Source organism: Streptomyces sp. AC1-42W (assembly GCF_003248355.1).
In the GTDB taxonomy this organism is placed as follows: Bacteria; Actinomycetota; Actinomycetes; order Streptomycetales; family Streptomycetaceae; genus Streptomyces.
This window is the reverse complement of sequence record NZ_QKWY01000001.1, coordinates 460,707-482,946: the sequence shown is the minus strand read 5'-3', so window position 1 is coordinate 482,946 and position 22,240 is coordinate 460,707. Positions and strand designations below refer to the sequence as shown.

The 22,240-nt window shown below is 71.3% G+C and carries 15 protein-coding genes and 1 tRNA gene; 4 read left to right on the top strand and 12 right to left on the bottom strand.

What is annotated here, in order from left to right; genetic code table 11:
* The first annotated feature begins 283 nt into the window (after positions 1-283).
* Both DNK56_RS02205 and DNK56_RS02200 read left to right on the top strand, forming a co-directional pair.
* Complete coding sequence (locus tag DNK56_RS02205; protein WP_111330020.1) at positions 284-1,246, top strand: sigma-70 family RNA polymerase sigma factor; 963 nt, start codon at positions 284-286, stop codon at positions 1,244-1,246.
* Between the two features lie 159 nt (positions 1,247-1,405).
* The gene (locus DNK56_RS02200; RefSeq protein ID WP_111335360.1) at positions 1,406-2,578 is read left to right on the top strand and encodes a serine hydrolase domain-containing protein; all 1,173 of its coding nucleotides are present in this window, start codon (positions 1,406-1,408) and stop codon (positions 2,576-2,578) included.
* Positions 2,579-2,632: 54 nt separating this feature from the next.
* Here DNK56_RS02200 and DNK56_RS02195 read toward each other — a convergent pair whose 3' ends face one another.
* The 6 genes from DNK56_RS02195 to DNK56_RS02170 form a co-directional block, all read right to left on the bottom strand.
* Positions 2,633-3,592: a ParB/RepB/Spo0J family partition protein gene (locus DNK56_RS02195; RefSeq protein WP_111330019.1), complete on the bottom strand. Its 960-nt coding sequence runs from the start codon at positions 3,590-3,592 to the stop codon at positions 2,633-2,635.
* Between the two features lie 18 nt (positions 3,593-3,610).
* Positions 3,611-5,335 (bottom strand): relaxase/mobilization nuclease domain-containing protein, encoded by a 1,725-nt coding sequence (locus DNK56_RS02190; protein ID WP_111330018.1) that lies wholly within the window; start codon positions 5,333-5,335, stop codon positions 3,611-3,613.
* Complete coding sequence (locus tag DNK56_RS02185) at positions 5,332-5,892, bottom strand: MobC family plasmid mobilization relaxosome protein (protein WP_111330017.1); 561 nt, start codon at positions 5,890-5,892, stop codon at positions 5,332-5,334. The genes DNK56_RS02190 and DNK56_RS02185 overlap by 4 nt, the downstream gene beginning before the upstream one ends.
* A 332-nt stretch (positions 5,893-6,224) precedes the next feature.
* Positions 6,225-6,917, bottom strand: a complete 693-nt coding sequence (locus tag DNK56_RS02180; protein WP_111330016.1) for a DUF2637 domain-containing protein — start codon at positions 6,915-6,917, stop codon at positions 6,225-6,227.
* A 352-nt stretch (positions 6,918-7,269) separates the two neighbouring features.
* Positions 7,270-8,361, bottom strand: a complete 1,092-nt coding sequence (locus tag DNK56_RS02175; RefSeq protein WP_446750454.1) for a DUF3631 domain-containing protein — start codon at positions 8,359-8,361, stop codon at positions 7,270-7,272.
* Between the two features lie 467 nt (positions 8,362-8,828).
* Positions 8,829-9,023, bottom strand: coding sequence for a hypothetical protein (locus tag DNK56_RS02170; RefSeq protein WP_107484910.1), 195 nt, complete (start codon positions 9,021-9,023; stop codon positions 8,829-8,831).
* A 129-nt stretch (positions 9,024-9,152) separates the two neighbouring features.
* Here DNK56_RS02170 and DNK56_RS02165 point away from each other — a divergent pair, with 129 nt between their 5' ends.
* Both DNK56_RS02165 and DNK56_RS02160 read left to right on the top strand, forming a co-directional pair.
* Complete coding sequence (locus DNK56_RS02165) at positions 9,153-9,827, top strand: helix-turn-helix domain-containing protein (RefSeq protein WP_111330014.1); 675 nt, start codon at positions 9,153-9,155, stop codon at positions 9,825-9,827.
* Positions 9,824-11,434 (top strand): tyrosine-type recombinase/integrase, encoded by a 1,611-nt coding sequence (locus DNK56_RS02160; protein ID WP_111330013.1) that lies wholly within the window; start codon positions 9,824-9,826, stop codon positions 11,432-11,434. Before DNK56_RS02165 ends, DNK56_RS02160 begins: the two co-directional genes overlap by 4 nt.
* Positions 11,435-11,556: 122 nt before the next feature.
* On the opposite strand, the gene DNK56_RS02155 is transcribed toward DNK56_RS02160, so the two are convergent.
* From DNK56_RS02155 to DNK56_RS02130, 6 genes are all read right to left on the bottom strand, one after another.
* Positions 11,557-11,630 (bottom strand) — tRNA-Thr (locus tag DNK56_RS02155).
* A gap of 126 nt (positions 11,631-11,756) precedes the next feature.
* Entirely contained in the window at positions 11,757-13,307 is a 1,551-nt protein-coding gene (locus DNK56_RS02150; protein WP_111330012.1) for an alpha/beta hydrolase, read from the bottom strand.
* 98 nt (positions 13,308-13,405) lie between these two features.
* Positions 13,406-14,611 (bottom strand): DNA polymerase III subunit delta', encoded by a 1,206-nt coding sequence (locus DNK56_RS02145; protein WP_111330011.1) that lies wholly within the window; start codon positions 14,609-14,611, stop codon positions 13,406-13,408.
* Between the two features lie 162 nt (positions 14,612-14,773).
* Entirely contained in the window at positions 14,774-18,310 is a 3,537-nt protein-coding gene (gene tmk / locus DNK56_RS02140; RefSeq protein ID WP_241989723.1) for a dTMP kinase, read from the bottom strand.
* Between the two features lie 179 nt (positions 18,311-18,489).
* On the bottom strand, positions 18,490-21,333 hold the full coding sequence (topA, locus tag DNK56_RS02135; RefSeq protein WP_111330009.1) for a type I DNA topoisomerase: 2,844 nt from the start codon (positions 21,331-21,333) through the stop codon (positions 18,490-18,492).
* A 338-nt stretch (positions 21,334-21,671) separates the two neighbouring features.
* Positions 21,672-21,869, bottom strand: a complete 198-nt coding sequence (locus DNK56_RS02130) for a hypothetical protein (RefSeq protein WP_111330008.1) — start codon at positions 21,867-21,869, stop codon at positions 21,672-21,674.
* Positions 21,870-22,240: the final 371 nt, after the last annotated feature.

Here is a 22,240-nt window from a genome sequence, read left to right as displayed (position 1 = left end):
TCGAGCCGCCTCCGAGGGGGAGACGCCGGCGCTTCGGGCGGGACTCCATCGGTCGCTGCCTGCTCATGGCCACTTGATGGCCATGAGCAGGCAAACGCTAGGCGCGGGCCAGCAACCGAGCGCCTCGCGTGCACGGCCCCGAGACGATCAGATCACCTGATCAGCGAGGGGCCAGCAGGGCCGAGGAGTGAGCGGGGTCACTGGCCCGGCTACGTATCCGGCTGGTAGGCCGTCACGTCGTACCGGTGTGTACAGCCAGATACCTCCAAGGAGTCGTGAAGCGATGCCTCAGCCCCAACAGTCGCCCCTGGCAGGCGGTCTGCCGCAGCCCATGCTCAAGGCTGCCCAGGCCGCACGCCGTGAGTTTCTGGCCGCTCTGGAACCGCTGCGGGGTGAGCTGTTCCAGTACTGCCGTCGCTTGACCGGCAGCGTGTGGGACGCCGAGGACCTGGCGCAGGAGGCGCTCGCCCGGGCGTTCACCCGGGCCGCGCAGACCCACCAGCCGGTCGAACGCCCGATGGCGTGGCTGGTGCGGATCGCGACGAACGCCTACCTCGACCAGGTACGCCGCCCGGCCCCGCTTCTCGTGGAACCGTCCGAGCGCGCCGCCCCTCCTGGCGCTGATCCCGCCGAGGTGCGGGATGCACTCGCGGAGGTGGCCACCCTGCTAGCGCCGCAGGAGCGTGCCGCTGTCGTCCTCAAGGACGTCTTTGACCTGCCGTTGAAGGAGATCGCCGCCATGCTGAACACCACCGAGGGGGCGGTCAAGGCCGCACTGCACCGTGGCCGCGGGCGCCTGGCCGATCCGGAGCGGGCAGCGGCACTCACTCGCCGTACGGCTCCCGACCGGGACACTCTCGATGCCCTCGCGGCGGCGTTCACCTCGTACGACTTGGGCGGGCTGACCAAGCTCTTCGTCGACGACGCAGTCAGCGATGTGATCGGCGTGGCTCACGAGGTCGGGCGGGACCAGATCGCCGCCGGCTCGTTGCACCACACGCTGCACCTGGAGACGTCCGTCCGGTGGCGTGCCGAGGTCCGGGAGTTGGACGGCGACCCGCTGGTGCTGGTGTGGGCTACTCCGGCCGACGGCAGCGGCCCCGAGGCGGTCGAGGACGTCTTGCGTGCGGAGACGGCCGACGGTGGCATTACGCGCCTGCGCTGGTACTACTTCTGTCCGGACGTCCTCACTGAGGTGGCTGTCCGGCTGGGCGTCCCCTGCCGAACCCACGGACACCACGCATAGGCCACTCCGGCACCGCTCCGGGAGCTGCGCGGGGCCCGCTGGCAGCCGATGTTGTCAGACCAGCAGTCAGTTCTGGTGGTGCTGGCGGCGAATGAGACCGTGAGGGTGAGGTCCGCTTACCCCGCCAAGGAAGGAAGCCAAGCTGCCAATATGAGCGGCATGACGACGATCGACGGTGAGGTAGCGCCCGGGTTCGAGCCGGTCCGCGAAGCGTTCATGGAGAACTTCGCCCGGCACGGGGACATCGGCGCGGCCGTGTGCGTCTACCAGCACGGCCGGCTGGTGGTGGACCTGTGGGGAGGGTGTGCCGACCCGGAGACCGGTCGTCTGTGGACACGGGACACCTTGCAGCTGGTCTACTCGGCGACCAAGGGAGCCACCGCGACCGCGGCGCACATGCTGGCAGAGCGCGGCCTGCTGGACCTCGATGCCCCGGTGGCAAGGTACTGGCCGGAGTTCTCGGCGAACGGCAAGGCGGACATCCCTGTGCGCTGGCTCCTGTCCCACCAGGCCGGCTTGGTCGCCCTCGATCAACCGCTCCCGCTGGCCGAGGCGCTGGCCTGGGAACCCATGGCAGCAGCGCTCGCGGCCCAGCGCCCGCTGTGGACTCCGGGCACTGCACACGGGTACCACGGTCGCACCTGGGGCTGGCTGGTCGGTGAAGTGATCCGCCGAGTCTCCGGCCGTTCGCCGGGCCGTTTTTTCGCCGAGGAGATCGCGGGCCCGCTCGGGCTGGACTTCTTCATCGGCCTGCCGGCGAGCGAACGCGATCGAGTCAGCCGCATGGTGTACCGGCGACCGGCCGTCGACCTCACCACCGTGCCCGCCGAGGCCGTTTCCGAGGAACTTCGCGAACAGGTCGCCGCCTGGCGCGACCCGAACTCCTTCAGCAACCGGGCGTACGCGGTGACCGACCCGGCCGCGATCGACTTCGACGCGCCAGAGGTGCAGGCCGCAGAACTCCCGTCCTCCAACGGAATCGGCACCGCCCACGCACTCGCGCGGATGTACGCCTCGCTGATCGGCGAAGTCGACGGCGTGCGCCTGATTGCCCCCGAGACCCTGGCGTCGGCGACCGAAGAGCAGGCCAGCGGGATGGACCAGGTGCTGGTGTTTCCGAGCCGGTTCAGCACCGGATACATGCTCCCCACCGAGGGCAACCTCATGACCGGCCCGAACGCCTTCGGCCATACCGGCCGCGGCGGCTCACTCGCCTTCGCCGACCCCGAGCACGGCATCGCCTTCGGCTACGCGATGAACCACATCATCAGCGGATCTGACGACGTGCGGGCTGCTGCGCTGGCCGAAGCGGTTCGGAGGTCGGTGGCATGAGCGGTCGCCCTCAGGGCCGGCGGCTTTGCTCCGACTCCGAGGGCGTGCTCTGGCTCAGTCCAGGGTGATCAAACGCTGGACAAGGGAACAGGTTGCGGGTGCGAGGCCGCCGAGGACGTCCCGGGCGTGCTGCGTGCCGGGGCGGGCGGCGAGGTCCTGGACAGCGGTCCAGTTCTCGGCGATCAGTTGGAGAGCGTGCTGGGCCCGGTCGATGGTGTCTTGCCGGTGGGCGAGGAACGCTTCGGCGCGCTGGTGTGCCTGGCCCCATGTGATGTCGCCGCGTTCGACGAGCTCGGCCAGGGGCGGGGTGGTGTCGCCGTCCGCGAAGCGCAGGGTGTCGGCATCGATCACGTCCTGCCGGAGCCGTTCCGTCTCCAGCCGCTCGTCGAGTGCCGCTGTCGCGTCGTCGAAGGTGAGGAGGCCCTCGGTGACCTGTGCGGCGAGGTCGGGGGCGTGCTCGCGAAGGCGGTCGTACTGGACCTTGAGTGCGGCAGTCCGGTCTCTCTGCTCGCGGGCGGCGGTGTAGGCGGCGTCGAGGCCGAGTGTGCCGACGCGGACTTGTTCAGCCAGGTGAGGGGCGTGCTTGAGGACGGTGGCGGCGTTCGACAGGCGGGTGAGGCTGAGGCCATGGTGCTTGGCCTGGTCCCGCAGGGAGTGTTCCGAAACGGAACAGGCCATGGCGGTGATCATTGCCTGCTGGCCCTTGCTGGTGTGCCGGCGGACCAGATTGCCGGACATGATCAGCCTCATGTGATCGGTGCCGGTGTAGGTGGTGAAGCGGGGTTCGACGCCGGCGATCTTGCAGGCGGCGAGGCGGTTTCGGCCGTCGAGGAGGACGCCGTCGGTATCGAGGACGATCGGCTCGTGCTGGCCCTCGGTCTTGATCGACTCGGCGAGGTCGAGCAGTTCGTCCTGGTCGAGCATCGGGAAGATGTCGGCGACGGGGTGGATCTTCAGGGCGGGCTCCTTCTTGTCGGCGGCGGTGGTGTAGGTGGGCTGTTGGGTGGCTGTCACAGGGGCTCCTTGTGGCTGTCAGCGGCGTCGGTGGCGTTGATCGGTGGGGGGCGTGGGTGTGGTGGTGGGCTGGGGGTTTCGGGCCTGAGGTCCGCTTGGCGGGAGCGCCATGGTGGAGCGGCGGCGGGCGGCTTCGGCGCGGGGGTTGGGGGCGGGGTTGCGGCTGGTGTGCTGGATGCGGGTGATCAGGACGCGGGCGGGTTGGCGGGCGGTGGTGAGCTCGCGTTGGGCTGCGGCCTCCTTGAGGAGCTGGTGGGGTTTGTGGCCGCCGGCTTCGGCGTCGGCGAGGACAGTGGCGAGGGCCGGCCAGGCGCGGTCGGTGAGGATGCGGTCGGCGTGGTCGGGGACGGCGGCCCGGACGTCGTGGGCGAGGGTCCGGCGGGCCTGGTCACTCGGCCCGCGGGTGGCAAGGTTGTCGACGACGGGCGTGAGGGCTCGGTCGGCGGCGGCCTGGAGGTGGTGGAGGGCCTGGCGGGCGGCATCGGCCTGGTGAGCGTGGTTCTTCGCCTCGTGCCAGCGGGCGGCCACGATCGTGGCCCAGACAAGGGTGCTCAGCAGGGTCGCCAGGGCGCTTGCGTCGGGGCCGGTGGCGGTGTGGGCGAGGTCGCGAGCCGCTCGGCGCAGGGTCGTGGCGGCCTGGTTCTCGGCGCGGACCTGGGAGCGCTGAGCATGGGCGAATGCCCTTGAGGCCGCTCGAAGTTCGGCGTGGAGGCGGGCGGGGGCTTTCTGAGCGGTGGCTTCGATGAGGTCGCCGAGCGCGGTGATGTGGGCCTGGGCATGGGCGTCGTCGGCCATCCCCTGGTGGAGGGTGTCGAGGGCGTCGGTGGCCTGATGCCAGGGGGTGGCAGGCTGGTCGCGGCGGGCGGTCGGGTGCTCCTCCGGCGCGGTCGTCTCCAGGCGGGCCCTGAGCTTGGGGAGGGTGAGGTCGGGGGCGATCTTGCCGCCGGGGTGGAAGATCTGCTCGCCGTCCTTGTTGAGGTCGCCGGGGCGGCCGACGGCGTAGCCGAGGAGGTCTCCGGACGGTCCGCGGCGGGGCTTGACCGCGAGGCCCATGGCTTCGAGGTAGGAGAGGAGTTCCTCCGTGTTGCCGGCGTGGGGGATGGCGGCGCGGATGCGGTCCTGGAGCCAGTCGCGGCTGGTCTGCTCCCAACCGAGGCGCTGGGCCTTGTGCATCTCTGCCTGGGTGGGCCGGCGGCCGGCGGTGCGGTCGCCCTTCTTCAGTTGACGCAGGCCGTAGTCGGTCTCGATCTGGCGGCAGGCGTCGCCAACGCGGATGCCGCTGTCGTGGAGCCTGGGGCGGCGGCCGTCCTCTCGGACGGTGGTGGCGAGGATGTGGATGTGGTCGTCTGCGTGGCGTACGGCGATCCAGCGGCAGGCCAGGTCGTCGCCAGACGGCGCGATGCCGGCGGCTTCGACGATGCGCTGGGCGATGTCGGCCCACTCAGTGTCGGAGAGGTGGCGGTCTTCGGGGGCGGTGCGGACGGGGCAGTGCCAGACGTGGTCGGTGACCTTCCTTCCGAACTCGCTGTTCCGAAGATGGACGGGCTCGTCGAGGTGGCGGGCGAGCTGGGTGAGGGTGGCGTCCGGGTCGCGGCCGGGGTCGGGCATGCCGAGCATGGCGAAGCCGGCGACGATGTGCGGGTCGGTGTGCGGGTCGGTGTGCTCGTCGTGGCGGCCGGGGCCGTAGAGGTAGGCGAGCAGGCCACGGGTGTTGGACCCGGCCGGTTTGATGGCGGCGATCACGCGGCCTGGTCCTTCCTGGATTCGGTCTGCTCGCGCAGGGCCTCGGCGATCAGCTCCAGCAGACGGTGCAGCTCGTCGAGACGGTGGCGGATGTCGGGCGGGGTGAGGTCGCTGTTCAGCGCGCGGGCGATCTGGTTGACGTTGACGCCGATCCGGTTGAGCTCGCGCAGCACCTGGGCGCGGAACATGTGGGTACGGCGGCGGTCCTCGGACAGCGGCAGGTTCGCCGTGAACCGACCGGATACGAACGCGAGGACGATGTCGGCGGCGAAGCCGGATTCCCCCTTGTAGCCGTGCTCGGCAGCGGCCTTATGGAGCGCGTTGTGCTCGTCGCCGGTGAACCGCAGCGGTCCGACACGGACAGTCCGCTTGATGCCGGTGAAACGGCGGATCGTAGGCTGCGCGCTCTGCACCGCTCGCTCGCCAGGCGTCGGCTCGGTGGCGGGTGCGGGGCGGAGGATCTGCCGCTGGACGGCGTGGAGTTCGTCCGGGTCGGGGCCGCCCTCGGTCCCGACCTCCCGGTCCGGCGCCCCCTGGCGTTGGGCCGTCTCCGCCACCCCCGGGGCGGAGATCCCCGAAGACCGGCCTTGAGTCGGACTCGGGGTACTACTGGCTCCGCCAGGAGCAGGCCGTCCGAACGCCAGCCGCAAACGGTCCAGCAGCGTAGGCGACTTCGGCTGGAGGGACGCCATGTCGGTGCCGGCAGTGGCGTCGTCGTGGGAGTCACGGGGCACGGCGTTCTCCGATGCGCGGGACGGGAGCGGGTGCTGGGGGGCAAGGGGAGGACATGTCTCGTATCCACAGGGGCGGCCCCAGGGTGTGGACAAGGGCGCGGTCGGGGTGGCCGGAAGGGTTCCGACCACCCCAACCGGGCTCGGGGTTGGGCCGGTCAGGAGGTTTCGGAAGCGGCCTTCGCCTCGGCCCGGAGGATCTTCATGACCTCGGTCAGTCGCTCGCCGGCCATGCCGAGCCCCTGGTCCCGAGCGGCCTTCTTCACGATGGCTCGCGACAGCTCGCCCTGTTCAGCGGCAGCGGCACGGCCGATCTCGACCAGGTCCTCCAGCGAGGCGTCCGGCGGTCGTCCCCCTCGCCGCTTGGCCTCCGCATCCCCGGCAGGCTGTTCCGGAGCCTCCGTGGTGGTCTCGCGGGTGATCAGGATGTGGAGGTGGACCGCGCCGGCCAGAGCGAGCGGCGCGATGGTGGAGAGGACGCCCACGGTGACGTCACCCAGGTACAGGCCGTCGGATGTGACCTGTTGGTTGAGGCGGAGGGCGTGCAGGGCGTTCGCCCAGATGCTCGCCGTGGTCGCTGTTCCGAACAGGATCCATACGTAGAGGCGGGCTCGGAACGGTGCGGTGCGCAGGACGAGGAGGGCTCGTACCCCGTAGGCGATGAACCCGTCGATCACGAGCGGGAAGAGGTAGGTCAGGAACCCGCGGACGTGGATGGCGACGGCCATCTGCTGGAGTGCGTCGTAGGACAGCGCACACGCGGCGGCGCCGAGGGTCAGGATCGCGGCGCGGTCCCAGCCGGTCGCCTGGTGGGCTGTCCGGTGGTGGGCGGGTATGGCAGGGGTGCTCAAGCGGGAAACTCCTGTGGTGGTGGCGTGATGCGTCTTGGGCGTCTTGGCCGTTGCAAGCGCAGGTCAGGGCCGGTACGGCAGGCCCGGTCGGTGTCCGTCTTGGGTCGCGCCTTGGCGGGGACGGCACGGGTCGGCCTTCCGTCTTGGCCTCATGGCCGGTGGCCTGCGGTGATACGGCGCGTACGTGTGGGACGGCACGAGACGGATGCGGGCGACGTCCCCGCGCTCCACGCGGTCGGTCGTGATGATCGTGTTGCCGTCTTGGGCCCCGTTGCCGTCTTGCGCGTATGCCCTCTGACCTGCGGGATCACGGCAGGGACGGCAAGGACGGCAACCTGGGGGTGGGGTGGGGTCAGCCCTGCGGGAGGGTTGGTGTGGCGTCGACCGGGTGGACGGTCGGGCAGTAGCGGCGCCAGGGGTCGAGGAACTTGTTGCGCATGTAGCCCTTGCGCTGGGTTCCGTCGGCGATGCGGACGTTTCCGGGCTTGATGCCGAACTGCCGGAGCATCGAGCCGAGGTCGCGGGGGCTGAGTCCGCTGCGCCCCCACTCGGCCCACGGGCTCTCCGGGTCCTGGCGCAGGTGGTGGATCAGCTCCTCCGTGGAGATGCTGTCGGCCTCGCGCTGGGCGACGAAGACTCGCCGGATGTCGGCCAGGATGCGGGCCCCGCTGGGGTGGTCCTCTTCAGCTGCCGCCTCGGCGGCGACCATCTGCTCGCACGCGGTACGGGCGCGGCGCGGCCAGGTGCCGGCCGCGAGGTCGGCGACGATGACGAGCGGTTCCCAGGTGTCGGCGGCCCGGTCCTCGACCGGCATGGCCGGTTCCAGGTCGGCGGCCTCGTCCAGCAGAGGTCCCGCCCAGGCGGCGATGCGGTCGCGCAGGCCGTGGAGTGCGGGGATATCCCGCCGTGACCGGAAGGGCCGGACGCTCTCGCCTTCCGCTCGGCGGCGCATGCGGATGACCACCGACCGGTCCATGATCGTGTCGGGCAGGTCGCCGATCCCTGCGATGGCCGCCATGGCGAAGGTGGCGAACCGATGGGGCGTGTGGTCGTTGCCGACCACCCGGGTCACGTAGCGGTTGCGCTGGTGGCCGGCGTTCAGCAGGCCACGCATCTCCTCGTTCTTCTCCGCCTGCTTCGGAGTGCCGAAGATCGTGTCCGCCTCGTCCACGAGGAGCGTGGGCGGCTCCTCGGTGATGGAGCGGAAGACCGCCGCCGGCGTGGTGTTGATGGTGAGCATCGGCTCGTGGACCGTCTCGGTCAGCACGTCCAGCAGCCGCGACTTGCCGCACCGCTTCGCCGGCCCCACCACCGCCAGGCGCGGGGCGTGCTGCCACGCGGGCTGCAGATGCGTCGCCGCCACCCACAAGGTGACCGCGTCGAGCGCCTGCTCGGAGGGCAGGATGACGAACTTCGATATCTGCCCACGCAGTTCGTCGAGCAGCTCCGATCCGTGCGTCGGCTCCGGATCCGTCTGTTCCGTTTCGGGACACCGCCTGGGGTCGAGGTCGGGCCGTTCATTTTCGGGACACCGCTCGGCGGGCGGCGAGGGCTGCGCCAGATCACCGGCGGCCTGGCCGGTCTCGGCTGTGGTCCGGCCCGGCTGGCCGGGCTTGGCGACCGGCGGCCACTCGGGCTTGTGGGGGTCGGAATAGGGCTGAGGTTCGTGGTGTTCCACAGGGCAGCTCCTCGTCTGGCGGTGGCGGGCTCGCACGCCCTTGCCGCCGGGTTGGTTCTTCCAGGGCCGTTCGGGGTTGTTCGGGCCTCCGGCGTCGCACCGCCGGGGGCCCATTCCCTTCTCGCGGGCATCAGGCCACCGCGAGGGACCACGAACCGTACGTCCACGCCTGGCCACAGTCCAGCGCTTCTGTGTCAGCTCAGCGCAGAACGGCCTGCTATGTTGCTTCGCCCTCAAGCGGCCAGCCCCAGCAGATTGAGCAGATCCGCGGTCACCACGCGGTACGCCTTGCCCAGGCGCAGGACCTTGCACGGGTACTCGCCCCGCTTGGCCAGCTCGTAGCCCTTGCTCCGCCCGAGGCCCAGTGCACGGTTCCCGGTATCCAGGTCAACGGCCGCCGGCAGGGCCAACAGCTCCTCGCGACCCATGCCCGTCAGCCTGGTTCCCGTCGCGTTGTCGCGCACGCAGCGCTCCTCTCGTACAGCCGTCGGCGAACGTGGTCGTCACGTCCGGCTCCGGGCTACGAGAAACAAGTCTGACCGAGCTACTGTGTCGTCATGACACAACACGGATTCGATGATGAAGACGAGGACGACGTCCCCGAGTGGGTGGACCAGGTCATGGCGACCGTGGCCAAGGAGGTGAGACGACGCAGGAAGGCATTGGGGATGAGCGCACAGAGCCTGGCCGACGCCTGCGAGGAGATCGGCCATCCGATCCCACGCAACGTGATCGCCAACATGGAGTCCGGTCGCCGAGCCAGCCTCCCCCTGGTCGACGTCATGGTGCTGGCCGAGGCGCTCCACACGAACCCGATCTGCCTGATCTACCCCGTCGGCTACGTCGAAGAGGTCCAGAAGCTCCCCCTGCGGCACAGCCAGCAGACCTGGAGCGCCATGCGGTGGTTCACCGGCGCCGAACCCAGTGACCCATTTGCCCGGAACCTCATGCTGCGCCTGTTCCACCAACACGAGAGCGAGCAGCGGGCCTTGCACGCCGCCGAGTCCAGCGAGCAGGACGAAGCCTGGAAGGCCAAGTCGGCCAGCGACGCCGCTCAACGCGAAGAGGCTCTCAGTGCCCAAGCCTTCTACGCCGAGAGGGCCGCGCTCGCCAAAGAGCGGCTGCGCGACCTCCGGGCCACCATCCGCGAGGAGGGCGGCACGCCCCCACTGATGTGGCCATCCCAGTTCGCCAGCCCATTCGACACCAACCACCTGGAGGAAGGCTTTTGAAGGGTTCCACCTACCGCCGCTGCTCCTGCCGTGACCCGAAGACCGGCAAGGAACTCGGCTCTGCCTGCCCGAAGCGCAACAGCAGGAATCACTGCACGTACTCCATACGCCAGGAGTTGCCTCCCCGCGAGGACGGCAGCCGACGTTCCTTCGCCCGTGGCGGGTACGGCAACCTCAAGGCCGCCCAGGCCGATCTCGACCACGTACGAGCTCTCCTGGGACTCGCCGAAGCCGACGACCCCGAGGGCATCCAACTGGTCGCCGCGATGCTGGCCGAGGTCAGCGGCGAGAAGCTGCCCCTGCCGGACGTGGAGGAGACCCGGCGCCGGCTCAGGGCCGGCCAGGATCTCATCGGCAGCCTGACCGTGGCCGAGTGGCTGGACCGGTGGCTCGCCGGCAAGCGCATCCGGAAGTCGGGCATCAACCGGTACGAGACCGATGTCCGCGTGCACCTCAAGCCGCACATCGGCCACCGGCGTCTCGACCGGCTGCGTGTCAGCCACCTGAGCGACATGTTCACCGCGATCACCGACGCCAACGCCGAGATCCTGGAGCAGAACGCCCAGCGGCGTGCGGCGGTCGAGGAGTTGGCGACCGTCCCGTGGAAGGGTGTGGCGAACCGCGCCCGCCGCAAGACGATGAAGGCGGCGATCGACGCGATGCCGGCCTTCCGCCGCGTCACCGGCCCTGCCACGCGCCAGCACATCAAGGCCACGCTCCGCGCGTCCCTCAACGACGCGATCGGGCAGCAGATCATCACGTTCAACCCGGCGGCCCACGTCGAGATCGACCCGGTGCGCAAGCCGAAGGCGCTCGTATGGACGGACGAACGGGTCGCCAAGTGGGAGCAGACCGGCGAGAAGCCGTCCCCCGTGATGGTCTGGACGCCGGAACAGACCGGCGCCTTCCTCGACTTCGTCGCCGAGGACCGGCTGTACTCGATGTGGCACCTGATCGCCTTCCGCGGCCTGCGTCGTGGCGAAGCGTGCGGACAGCCGTGGTCGGAGACCAACCTCGACCGGCACTCCCTCACGGTCACCGGCCAGCTCGTGCAGGACGGCTGGGAGGTCGAGGCGTCCGAGCCGAAGACGGACAGCGGCTTCCGCGTCGTGGCTCTGGACGACGACACCGTCCACGTCCTGAAGCGGCACCGCGAGCAGCAGGAGGCAGACCGTACGGAGTGGGGGTCGGCCTGGGTGAACACGGGGCTCGTCTTCACCCAGGAGGACGGCTCCTGGCTCCACCCGGGCAAGGTCACCGACCTCTTCGAGCGCCTCGTCGCCGCCTCCGGCCTTCCGCCAATCCGGCTGCACGATCTCCGGCACGGCGCCGCTACGCTGATGCTGGCGGCCGATATCGACATCAAGATCGTGTCGGACACGCTCGGGCACAGCGACACCCGGATCACGCGCGACATCTACCAGAGCGTGCTCCCCCACGTCGGCAAGAGCGCCGCCGAGGCCACCGCGAAACTCGTCCCCCTCCAGCGCAAGGCCGAGCAAGAAGCGCAGGTCCGACAGGCCGCGGAGGAAGCGAAGAAGGCCGCCAAGGCGAAGGCCAAGCGGAAGAAGAAGGCCAAGGCCAAGAAGGCCGCGAAGAAGGGCTGACGGCCGCTCCGCTCACGCATCGCTCACGCAAGCAAAGTCACGGCACTCCGATCGTGTGGCTCGTCATGCCCCGAGCAACAGAAAAGGCCAGGTCAGCTGGTATCTGACCTGGCCTTTCTCTGAGCCGCCTTCGGGATTCGAACCCGAGACCTACGCATTACGAGTGCGTTGCTCTGGCCATCTGAGCTAAGGCGGCGTCGCCCTGTTCGCACCATGATGCGATCAGCGGCGACGCCAAGTCTACACAGTTTCCGGGGGTGCTCCGAACCACCCCGCGGCGGCGGCGTATCCGCAGGTCAGCGGGGTGGGGTGGTGGGTGGGATCAGGTGCACTTCTTGTCGGCGGGGGGCGGGGTGCCCTCCAGGAGGTACGTGTTGATCGCCGTGTCGACGCAGTCGCTGCCGCGGCCGTACGCGGTGTGGCCGTCACCCTCGTAGGTGAGGAGGGTGCCCGAGGAGAGCTGGTCGGCCAGGGACTGGGCCCAGGCGTACGGGGTGGCCGGGTCACGCGTGGTGCCGACCACGACGATGGGGGCGGCGCCCTCGGCCTCGATGCGGTGGGCGGTGCCCGTGGGGTGGACGGGCCAGTAGGCGCAGTTCAGGGCCGCCCAGGCGAAGCCCCTGCCGAAGACCGGGGACGCCTTCTCGAAGGAGGGCAGGGCCTTGTCGACGGCCTCCGGGTCGGCGAAGGCGGGCGGGAGGTCGACGCAGTTCACCGCGGCGTTGGCGAACATCAGATTGGCGTACTTCCCGTCCGGCTCGCGCTCGTAGTAGCTGTCGGCCAGGGCGAGCAGGCCGGCGCCGTCGCCGGAATCGGCGGCGGACAGCGCGTCCCGCAGCTGGGGCCAGGCCGACTCGTCGTACATGGCGGCGATCACCCCCGTCGTGGCGAGCGACTCCCCGAGTTCGCGGGACTCGCCCGTGGGGATCGGCTTCGCGTCCAGCCGCGCGAACAGCTGCTTGAGGCGGTCCGCCGCGTCGGAGGCGGACGTGGTGCCGAGCGGGCAGTCCGCCTGCTTCACGCAATCCTCCGCGAAGGACTGGAACGCCGTCTCGAACCCCGCCGTCTGGTCCCGGTTCGCCTCCACGGACGGGAGCGACGGGTCCATCGCCCCGTCCAGGACCAGGCGGCCGGTGCGACCGGGGAACAGCTCCGCGTACGTCGCCCCGAGGAACGTCCCGTACGACGCCCCCACATAGTTCAGGCGCTCGTCCCCGAGCAGGGCGCGCAGCATGTCCATGTCGCGTGCCGTCTCCACCGTCGAGACGTGCGGCAGGATCTCGCCGGAGCGCTTCTCGCAGCCGGCCGCGAACTTCTCGAAGGCCGCGCTCAGCTCCGTCACCTCGGCCGCGTCGTCCGGGGTCTGGTCGACCTGCGTGTACGCGTCCATCTGCGCCCCGGTCAGGCACTCGACGGGCTCGCTGCGCGCCACCCCGCGCGGGTCGATCGCCACCATGTCGTAGCGGGCGCGCACCTGGGCGGGGTAGCCGATCCCGGCGTAGGCCTGGAGGTAGCCGATGGCCGAGCCGCCGGGGCCGCCCGGATTCACCAGGAGGGAGCCGATCCGTTTGCCGGGGCCGGTCGCCTTCTTCCGGGACACGGCCAACTTGATCTCGTCGCCGTCCGGTTTCGCGTAGTCGAGCGGCGCCTTCATGGTCGTGCACTGGAAGCCGCTGACCCCGCAGTCCCGCCAGCGAAGGTTCTGGGAGTAGAAGCGTTTGAGGGCCGCCGGTACGGGAGAGGGCGAGGCGGAAGCCGCCTCGGCGGAGGACGCGGCACCCGACGACGCGTCTCCGCCGCTGCACCCGGAGACGAGCAGGCCGGCAGTGCCGAGCGCGAGGGCGAGAGTGCGGAACGGGCGCCTGGTGTCCATGCCCGGAGCGTAACCGCACCCACACCGTCCATCCGATTCCCGGCTCTTTCGGGTGATTCGGCGCCATGTCGGTCGTACGGCCTTCACCCGCGGCCGGCTCAGCCCGCGCGCAGCGCCATCGTCATCGCCTCCACCGCCAGCAGCGGCGCCACATTGCGGTCCAGCGCGCGGCGGCAGGCCGACACCGCCTCGATCCGGCGCAGCGTGCGCTCCGGGGTGGAGGCGCGGGCGACACGGTCCAGGGCGTCCTGCGCGTCGGCGTTGGCTATCGCGATCCGCGAGCCGAACTGCAAGGCGAGCACATCGCGGTAGAAGCCGGTCAGTTCGGTGAGCGCGAGGTCGAGGCTGTCGCGCTGGGTACGGGTCTTGCGGCGCTTCTGCTTGTCCTCCAGCTCCTTCATCACCCCGGCCGTCCCGCGCGGCATGCGGCCCCCGGCGGCGGCCCCGAGCGCCGCCTTCATGTCCTCCGTCTCCTTGGCGTCGATCTCCTCGGACGCCTGCTTGGCGTCCTCCGTCGCCGTGTCGATCAGCTCCTGCGCGGCCTTGAGGCACCCCCCGATGTCCTCGACGCGCAGCGGCAGTTTCAGCACGGCGGCCCTGCGCGCCCTGGCCCGCTCGTCCGTGGCGAGGCGCCGCGCGCGGCCTATGTGCCCCTGGGTGGCGCGGGCGGCGGACGCGGCCCGCTCCGGGTCGATGCCGTCCCTGCGGACCAGGACGTCGGCGACCGCGTCCACCGGCGGCGTACGCAGCGTGAGGTGGCGGCAGCGCGACCGGATCGTCGGCAGCACGTCCTCCAGCGAGGGCGCGCAGAGCAGCCACACCGTGCGCGGAGCGGGCTCCTCGACCGCCTTCAGCAGGACGTTGCCCGCGCCCTCGGTGAGGCGGTCGGCGTCCTCCATGACGATGACCTGCCAGCGGCCGACCGCCGGCGAGAGCTGGGCGCGGCGCACCAGCTCACGGGTCTCCTTCACACCGATGGAGAGCAGGTCGGTGCGGATCACGTCGACGTCGGCGTGCGTACCGATGAGGCTGGTGTGGCAGCCGTCGCAGAAGCCGCAGCCGGGCGCCCCGCCCAGCGCGCGGTCCGGGCTGGTGCACTGCAACGCGGCGGCGAAGGCGCGGGCGGCGGTGGAGCGGCCCGAGCCGGGCGGGCCGGTGAACAGCCAGGCGTGCGTCATCTTCGAGCCGGGGGGCACCGACTCTCCCGCCGCACCCGCCGTGACCAGCGCGTCGGCGTCCCGAGCGGCGGCGCTCAGCTGCTCCTGCACCCGGTCCTGGCCGACCAGGTCGTCCCATACGGACATGGGTCACCGCCTTTCCCCTCGCACGACGCGTGGCTCTCGTCGCTCCGGTCTCCCATTGTGGGGGACGCCTACGACAACACGGACGCCGATGGCCCCGTACCAGGGAAAGGTGCGGGGCCATCGGGCATTGTCTCGTGGTTCTCCCGTAAGGGGTCGACCCGGTCAGCGGCGCGGCCTGCGCCCCCGGCCGCCCGAGGACTCCGGGCCCTCGTCGTCGTAACCGCCCAGCAGCTCGTCAGCCAGGCTGGGCAGGTCGTCCAGCGGGGTCTCCTCCGCCCAGTCGGACCGGGGGCGCCGGGAGCGCTGCTCCTCGGCCTGCCGCGGGTCCGCGTGCGGGTCGGTGACCTGCGGCAGCTCGCGGGTCCGCTCGTTGTCGCTGTCCGCCGGCCGCTCGTCCCGGAAGATGCCGCGCGGTACCCGGTCCGCCGGGTCGGACTCCCGTACGGCGTCGCGCCCGGTGTCACGCACCGCGGGCAGCACCGTCGTCTCGTCCGCCGCGCCGGGGGGCTCGGGCGCGTCCGAGATCTTCGGGATCACCGTCGTCTCGTCGTCGTCGGACGGCCACCGCGACGACGGTCCGCCCCGCCGGCCGGAGCCCTCCGGGTCCACGGGCGCGGGAACCGGCTGGGTGATCTCGTTCGGGTCGACGATCGGGGTGGGCACCGTCAGCTCGTTGTCGGGCCCGGTGGGCTCGTCACGCGCCCAGGAGGGCGAGGACGGCTTGGACGAGCGGGAGGAACCAGTGGCACCGGAAGAGCCGGAGGCACGGGAGGAACCGGAAGAGGACCCCCCGCTACCGCTCCCGGAAGCACCGCCGGCAGCACCGGCCGCACCGGACGCCCCCGAGGCCCGAGCCCCGGACGCACCAGCAGATCCAGCAGCCCCAGCAGCCCCCGCCGAGGACGACCCGCCCCGGCGGTCATCGCCCTCCTGCCGCAGCCCGCTCTCCTCCTGCCGCGCGGCACGCGCACGTGCTTCTTCCTCACGCGCGGCCCTCGCACGGGCCGCCTCCTCCTCGCGCGCGGCCCGCGCCCGAGCCTCCGCCTCGGCCTGCGCCTGAGCCTCCGCTTCCGCCTTGCGGCGGGCGGCCTCGGCCCTCAGCAGGGCCTCCTCGGCCTTGCGCTGCTTCTCCAGCCGCTGGGCCTCGGCCTCCTTGCGCAGCCGGGCCTCTTCCTCCGCCTGCCGGCGGAGCCGGGCCTGTTCCGCCTCGTAGGCGGCTTCCTCGGCCTCGCGGCGGGCTCGCTCGGCCTCGGCGACGCGGCGGGCCTCCTCGGCACGCTGCCGCTCCTCCTCCGCGCGCTTGCGTTCCTCCTCCGCACGCTTGCGGGCTTCTTCCTCGGCGCGCTGCCTGGCCTCCTCGGCCTGGCGCTCGGCCTCGCGGCGGCGCGCTTCCTCCTCCTCGCGGCGCTTGCGCTCCTCCTCCTCGGCACGGAGCTTGGCGAGCTGTTCCTGGCGCTCGCGCTCCAGGCGCTCCTCCTCCGCCTTTCGGGCGGCCTCTTCCTCGGCGCGGCGCCTGGCCTCCTCCTCGGCGGCCTTGCGGGCCTCCTCCAGGGCCTTGATCTCGGCCTCGGAGAGGGGCAGGACCTGGTCGAGGCGGTGGCGTACGACGGTGGTGACGGCCTCCGGTTCCTGTCCGGCATCCACCACGAGGTAGCGCGTCGGGTCGGCGGCGGCCAGCGTCAGGAAGCCGGCGCGCACGCGGGCGTGGAACTCGGGCGGCTCGGACTCCAGCCGGTCGGGCGCCTCGGTGAACCGTTCCCTCGCGGTCTCCGGGGCGACGTCCAGCAGCACGGTCAGGTGCGGTACGAGCCCGCTCGTCGCCCAGCGCGAGATGCGGGCGATCTCGGTGGGGGCCAGATCGCGGCCCGCGCCCTGGTAGGCGACCGACGAGTCGATGTAGCGGTCGGAGATGACGACCGCGCCGCGCTCCAGCGCCGGGCGGACCACGGAGTCGACGTGCTCGGCGCGGTCGGCGGCGTACAGCAGGGCCTCGGCCCGGTTGGAGAGCCCGGCCGACGACACGTCGAGCAGGATCGACCGCAGCCGCTTGCCGATCGGGGTCGCCCCCGGCTCACGGGTGACGACGACCTCGTGTCCCTTGGCCCGAATCCACGAGGCGAGCGCGTCGACCTGGGTGGACTTGCCCGCTCCGTCGCCGCCCTCCAGCGCGATGAAGAAGCCGGTCGCGGCGGGTGCGACCGCCGGGTCGCCGCCGCGCAGCGCCTCGCGCAGATCGCGCCGCAGCGGTACGCCGGAGCGGTCGTCCGTCTTCGCGAGCACGATGACCGCGACCGGCAGCAGCAGCGCGCCGACCAGCATCAGGGTGAACGCGGCGCCGCCGTGGGCGAAGACGGAGTCGCCGATGGTCAGCCGGTGGGTGCCGATGGCGGCGGCGACCAGGGGGCCGCCGACCGCGCCGAGCGCGATGAACACCCGGACGACGGCCTGGAGGTGCTCGGCCGTCCTGGTCCGGCGGGATTCCTCGGTCTCCTGGTCGATGAGGACATGACCGGTGTTGGCGGCGACCCCGGCCGCGTACCCGGCGAGTACGGCGAGCAGGACGACGGTCGCGGTGTCCGGCACGAGGCCCATGGCCAGCAGGGCGAGGCCGGTGACGGCAGTGGCGAGGGACAGCATCCGGCGGCGCGACAGCGTGGGCAGCACCTTCCCCGCCGTACGGATGCCCACACCCGTACCGCCGGTGAGCGCCAGGATCAGCAGGGCGAGGGTGACGGGTCCGCCGGCCAGGTCGCTGCCGTGCAGCACGGCGACGGCGGCCGCGGTGGCGATGGCTCCGGCGATCGCCGCGCAGGTGGCGACGACCAGCGGGATGGCGCCGGTGCGGCCCTTGTCGGGCCCGTTCCCGCGGGACGGCCGACGCAACCCTTCCAGCGGCGAGCGCGGCCGGGGCGTCTGGGTGGCGGGCAGCGTCAGGAAGTACAGGGTCGAGATGGAGGCGGAGAACAGCCCGGCCGCGACGTACGAACCGAGGGCCGCCTGGTGGAAGGAGAACCAGTCGAGGCCCGAGCCCAGCAGCCTGCCGACGATCGTGGCGGCCAGCAGGGCGGCGGCGGCCAGCGGAATGGCCGCGAAGTCCGTACGCAGGGAGAGCCGGCGCAGCGGGTCGAGGTGGTCCGGCAGCGGGCGCACGGCGGCGCCCTCGATCGGCGGCGGGGGCAGCAGCGCGGGGGCCGCGCTCTCCTTGGCGATCGTCCACAGCCGTTCGGCCGCCCCGGCCACGAAGACGGTGACCAGGAGCATCGTGAGCGCGTTCGCCGGCGTCCAGTCGATCCACAGGGGCGCGACGACCAGCAGCGCGAGCCGCAGCCCGTCCGTCCCGATCATCAGCCACCGCCGGTCGACCGGCCCGCCCGGTGCGGTGAGGGCGGTCAGCGGCCCCAGGAGTACGGCTCCGAAGAGCAGGGTGGAGATGATCCGGGCCCCGAACACGGCGGCGACGGCGAAGGCCGCCCCCCGGTATCCGGTCCCGAATGAGCCCTCCAGGACCGCTGCTTGCAGCGACAGCAACACCAGCACGAGAAGGGCGAGTGCATCGCCGGTACTGCCGATGAGCTGGGCGCTCCACAACCGCTTGAGCGGAGGGATGCGCAGCAGGGCTCGTACGGCGCGCTCGCGTGAGTCTGCGGCAAGTGTGTCGGAGGTGGGGCTCACGACCGTTGGCTGCTCGGCTCGCGTCATCCGCCCAGCCTAACGGGACGCCGCGTTCCCCCGTGTCCCCACCCGTCAAACAGCGGCCGGGCCCCTTTCGGCCTCGCCGGTGTGCGAGGCGCGGGGCCCGGGGCGGAACGCCTGTTTCGGAAGGGGCGGGAGGGGAAGGGGCTCGCCGCGGTCGGCGGCCCGCCCCTCCCCCGAACGGCTCAGTCCTCCGCGCCCGAAGCGGCGGCCTTCTTCGCGGCGGCCGAAGCGGCCGCGGTCTTCTTCGCCGGAGCCTTCTTGGCCGTCGTCTTCTTCGCGGCGGTCTTCTTCGCCGCCGTCTTCTTGGCGGGCGCCTTCTTGGCGGCGGCCTTCTTCGCCGTCTTCTTCTTCGCCGGCCCCTTCGCCCGCTTCTCGGCGAGCAGCTCGTAGCCCCGCTCCGGCGTGATCTCCTCGACGCTGTCGCCCGTACGCAGGGTCGCGTTCGTCTCGCCGTCCGTGACGTACGGGCCGAAGCGGCCGTCCTTCACGACGACCGGCGCGCCGCTCACCGGGTCCGTGCCCAGCTCCTTCAGCGGCGGCTTGGCGGCCGCGCGCCCGCGCTGCTTCGGCTGGGCGTAGATCGCCAGCGCCTCTTCGAGCGTGATGTCGAAGATCTGGTCCTCGGAGGTGAGCGACCGCGAGTCGGTGCCCTTCTTCAGATACGGCCCGTAGCGGCCGTTCTGCGCGGTGATCTCGACGCCTTCGGCGTCCTGGCCGACCACGCGCGGCAGCGACATCAGCTTGAGCGCGTCGGCCAGCGTCACCGTGTCGAGGGACATCGACTTGAACAGCGAGGCCGTCCGCGGCTTCACCGCGTTCTTGCCGGTCTTCGGCGTGCCCTCGGGCAGCACCTCGGTGACGTACGGCCCGTACCGCCCGTTCTTGGCGACGATCTGGTTCCCGCTCTCCGGGTCCGCACCGAGTTCGAAGTCGCCGCTCGGCTTGGCCAGCAGCTCCTCCGCGTACTCGACGGTCAGCTCGTCGGGCGCCAGATCGTCGGGGATGTCCCCCTTCTGGTACCCCTCGGCGTCCTTCTCGCCCCGCTCGATGTACGGCCCGTACTTGCCGACGCGCAGTTTGATGTCGTTGCCGACGGGGAACGACGAGATCTCCCGTGCGTCGATCGCACCGAGGTCGGTGACGAGCTCCTTGAGCCCGCCGAGGTGGTCGCCGTCGCCGTTACCCGCGTCGGAGGCCGCGCCCGCGCCGGTCGCGTCGCCCTCCTGCGTACCGAAGTAGAACCGCTTCAGCCACGGCACGGACTGGGCCTCACCGCGTGCGATGCGGTCGAGGTCGTCCTCCATGCGGGCCGTGAAGTCGTAGTCGACGAGCCGGCCGAAGTGCTTCTCCAGCAGGTTGACCACGGCGAACGACAGGAACGACGGCACAAGGGCCGTGCCCTTCTTGAACACATAGCCGCGGTCGAGAATCGTCCCGATGATCGAGGCGTACGTCGACGGGCGGCCGATCTCGCGCTCTTCCAGCTCCTTGACCAGCGACGCCTCGGTGTAGCGGGCCGGCGGCTTCGTCGCGTGCCCGTCCGCCGTGATCTCGTCGGCGGACAGCGCGTCGCCCTCGGTGACCCGCGGCAGCCGCCGCTCGCGGTCGTCCAGCTCGGCGTTCGGGTCGTCGGCGCCCTCGACGTACGCCTTCATGAAGCCGTGGAAGGTGATCGTCTTGCCGGACGCGGAGAACTCGGCGTCCCGGCCGTCGCTCGCCCGGCCGCCGATCTTGACGGTGACGGAGTTGCCGGTCGCGTCCTTCATCTGGGAGGCGACGGTCCGCTTCCAGATCAGCTCGTAGAGCCGGAACTGGTCGCCGGTGAGACCCGTCTCGGCCGGGGTGCGGAAGCGGTCGCCGGAGGGGCGGATCGCCTCGTGCGCCTCCTGCGCGTTCTTGACCTTGCCGGCGTACGTGCGCGGCTTCTCGGGCAGATAGTCGGCCCCGTACAGCTGCGTGACCTGCGAGCGGGCCGCGGCGACCGCGGTGTCCGAGAGGGTCGTGGAGTCCGTACGCATGTAGGTGATGAAGCCGTTCTCGTACAGCTTCTGCGCGACCTGCATGGTGGCCTTGGCGCCCAGGCCCAGCTTCCGGCTCGCCTCCTGCTGGAGGGTCGTCGTCCGGAAGGGCGCGTACGGGGAGCGCCGGTACGGCTTCGACTCGACGGACCGTACGGCGAACGCGGTGTCGGCGAGCGCGGCGGCCAGGGCGCGGGCGTTCGCCTCGTCCAGGTGCAGCGTCTGGCCGGAGGCGGACTTGAGCCGGCCGTCCGGACCGAAGTCGCGACCCTGGGCGATGCGGCGCCCGTCGACGGCGCTGAGCCGGGCCGTGAACGTGGACGGGTCGGAGGAGTCGCCGCCGCGCCCGGTGGCGAAGGTACCGGTCAGGTCCCAGTACTCGGCGGAGCGGAAGGCGATGCGCTCGCGCTCCCGTTCGACGACGAGCCGGGTGGCCACGGACTGGACGCGGCCCGCCGAGAGCTTCGGCATGACCTTCTTCCACAGGACCGGCGAGACCTCGTAACCGTACAGACGGTCGAGGATGCGCCGGGTCTCCTGGGCGTCGACCATGCGCTGGTTCAGCTCGCGCGGATTGGCGACGGCGGCCCGGATCGCGTCCTTGGTGATCTCGTGGAAGACCATCCGGTGGACCGGGACCTTGGGCCTGAGCACTTCCTGCAGGTGCCACGCGATGGCTTCGCCCTCGCGGTCCTCATCGGTGGCGAGGAAGAGTTCGTCGGACTCGGCCAGCAGCTGCTTCAGCTTCCTGACCTGGGCCTTCTTGTCGGCGTTGACGACGTAGATCGGCTGGAAGTCATGCTCGACGTCCACGCCGAGCCGGCGCACCTCGCCGGTGTACTCGTCCGGTACCTCGGCGGCGCCGTTCGGGAGGTCGCGGATGTGCCCGACGCTCGCCTCGACGACGTATCCGGGGCCCAGGTAGCCCTTGATCGTCTTCGCCTTGGCAGGCGACTCGACGATGACGAGTCGGCGGCCGCCCTGTGCGGTCTCGCTGGTCGGGGACAACTTCGCTCTTCTCTCCGGTCGACGCTCGGTGGGCATCCGGGGCAGCGCGAGGGCGCTGCCGACAGTGCTGTCGCTGCGGAGTGTGACGGTACAACCCGCCCCCGTGTCAAACGGCAAAAGCCCGCAACGGCCACTCGAACGGTAACCCGACTTCCGTCATTCCTGCCGCCCGGCCCGCTCGGTCCGCTCCGGGGGGCGTTCCCCGCCCATGCGTTTCGCCGGGGCTCCGACCGCCCTCCGGGGGCGGGAGCGGGCGGCGGGCGCTCCGGGCGTGTTCCCGGCGCCGCGCCGGGCCAACCGCTGCGGGCCGGACTCGTACGTGTGGTGCGCGGGCGTACTCAGACGCGACCGAGGCACCAGACCCCGAGGACGAGGAAAAGTACGCCGAACACAGTCGCGAGTGCGGTGGAGACGGCGGGGCTCACCCGGTACGCGACCGGCGCGCGGTGCAGCACGCGCGCCCCCGTCCACAGCAGCAGTGCCGCACCGAACAGTGCGAACGTCGTTCCGGCGAAGACAGCGGGCCCGCTCTCCATTCCGTACGCCTCCCTTTTCCCCTGCCACGTCCTCGGACAACGCAGGGAGGCTCCCATCGCGGAACGTCGCGGACGCCAACACGGGGTGAACAGCAGGGCCCGGCCCTCACATCGGGCGCGCGCCGTCGGCTCCCCCCGTTCGAACACGGCCGGCCGCACGAAGCACCGCAACCGGAATGCGCCGGCCGCGTCGAAGGCGGGCGGCGGACAGGGTGCCGGGGGCGGCCCTCGCGCTCCCGTACACACAGGCTGTGGATATCGGGAGGAGCAGGGGCCCGGCCGCGACGAGTCACATCACATCGCATCACACCGCAGAAACGATTCAGCGGCAGCGGCCGGGGCCGAAACCGGAATCCGCCCGAGGGGCCCGG

Coding starts and splice junctions, on each gene's coding strand:
- DNK56_RS02205 (WP_111330020.1), top strand. CDS start 284: ATGCCTCAGCCCCAACAGTCGCCCCTGGCAGGCGGTCTGCCGCAGCCC.
- DNK56_RS02200 (WP_111335360.1), top strand. CDS start 1,406: ATGACGACGATCGACGGTGAGGTAGCGCCCGGGTTCGAGCCGGTCCGC.
- DNK56_RS02170 (WP_107484910.1), bottom strand. CDS start 9,023: ATGGGTCGCGAGGAGCTGTTGGCCCTGCCGGCGGCCGTTGACCTGGAT.
- DNK56_RS02165 (WP_111330014.1), top strand. CDS start 9,153: ATGACACAACACGGATTCGATGATGAAGACGAGGACGACGTCCCCGAG.
- DNK56_RS02150 (WP_111330012.1), bottom strand. CDS start 13,307: ATGGACACCAGGCGCCCGTTCCGCACTCTCGCCCTCGCGCTCGGCACT.
- DNK56_RS02145 (WP_111330011.1), bottom strand. CDS start 14,611: ATGTCCGTATGGGACGACCTGGTCGGCCAGGACCGGGTGCAGGAGCAG.
- tmk (WP_241989723.1), bottom strand. CDS start 18,310: ATGACGCGAGCCGAGCAGCCAACGGTCGTGAGCCCCACCTCCGACACA.
- DNK56_RS02130 (WP_111330008.1), bottom strand. CDS start 21,869: ATGGAGAGCGGGCCCGCTGTCTTCGCCGGAACGACGTTCGCACTGTTC.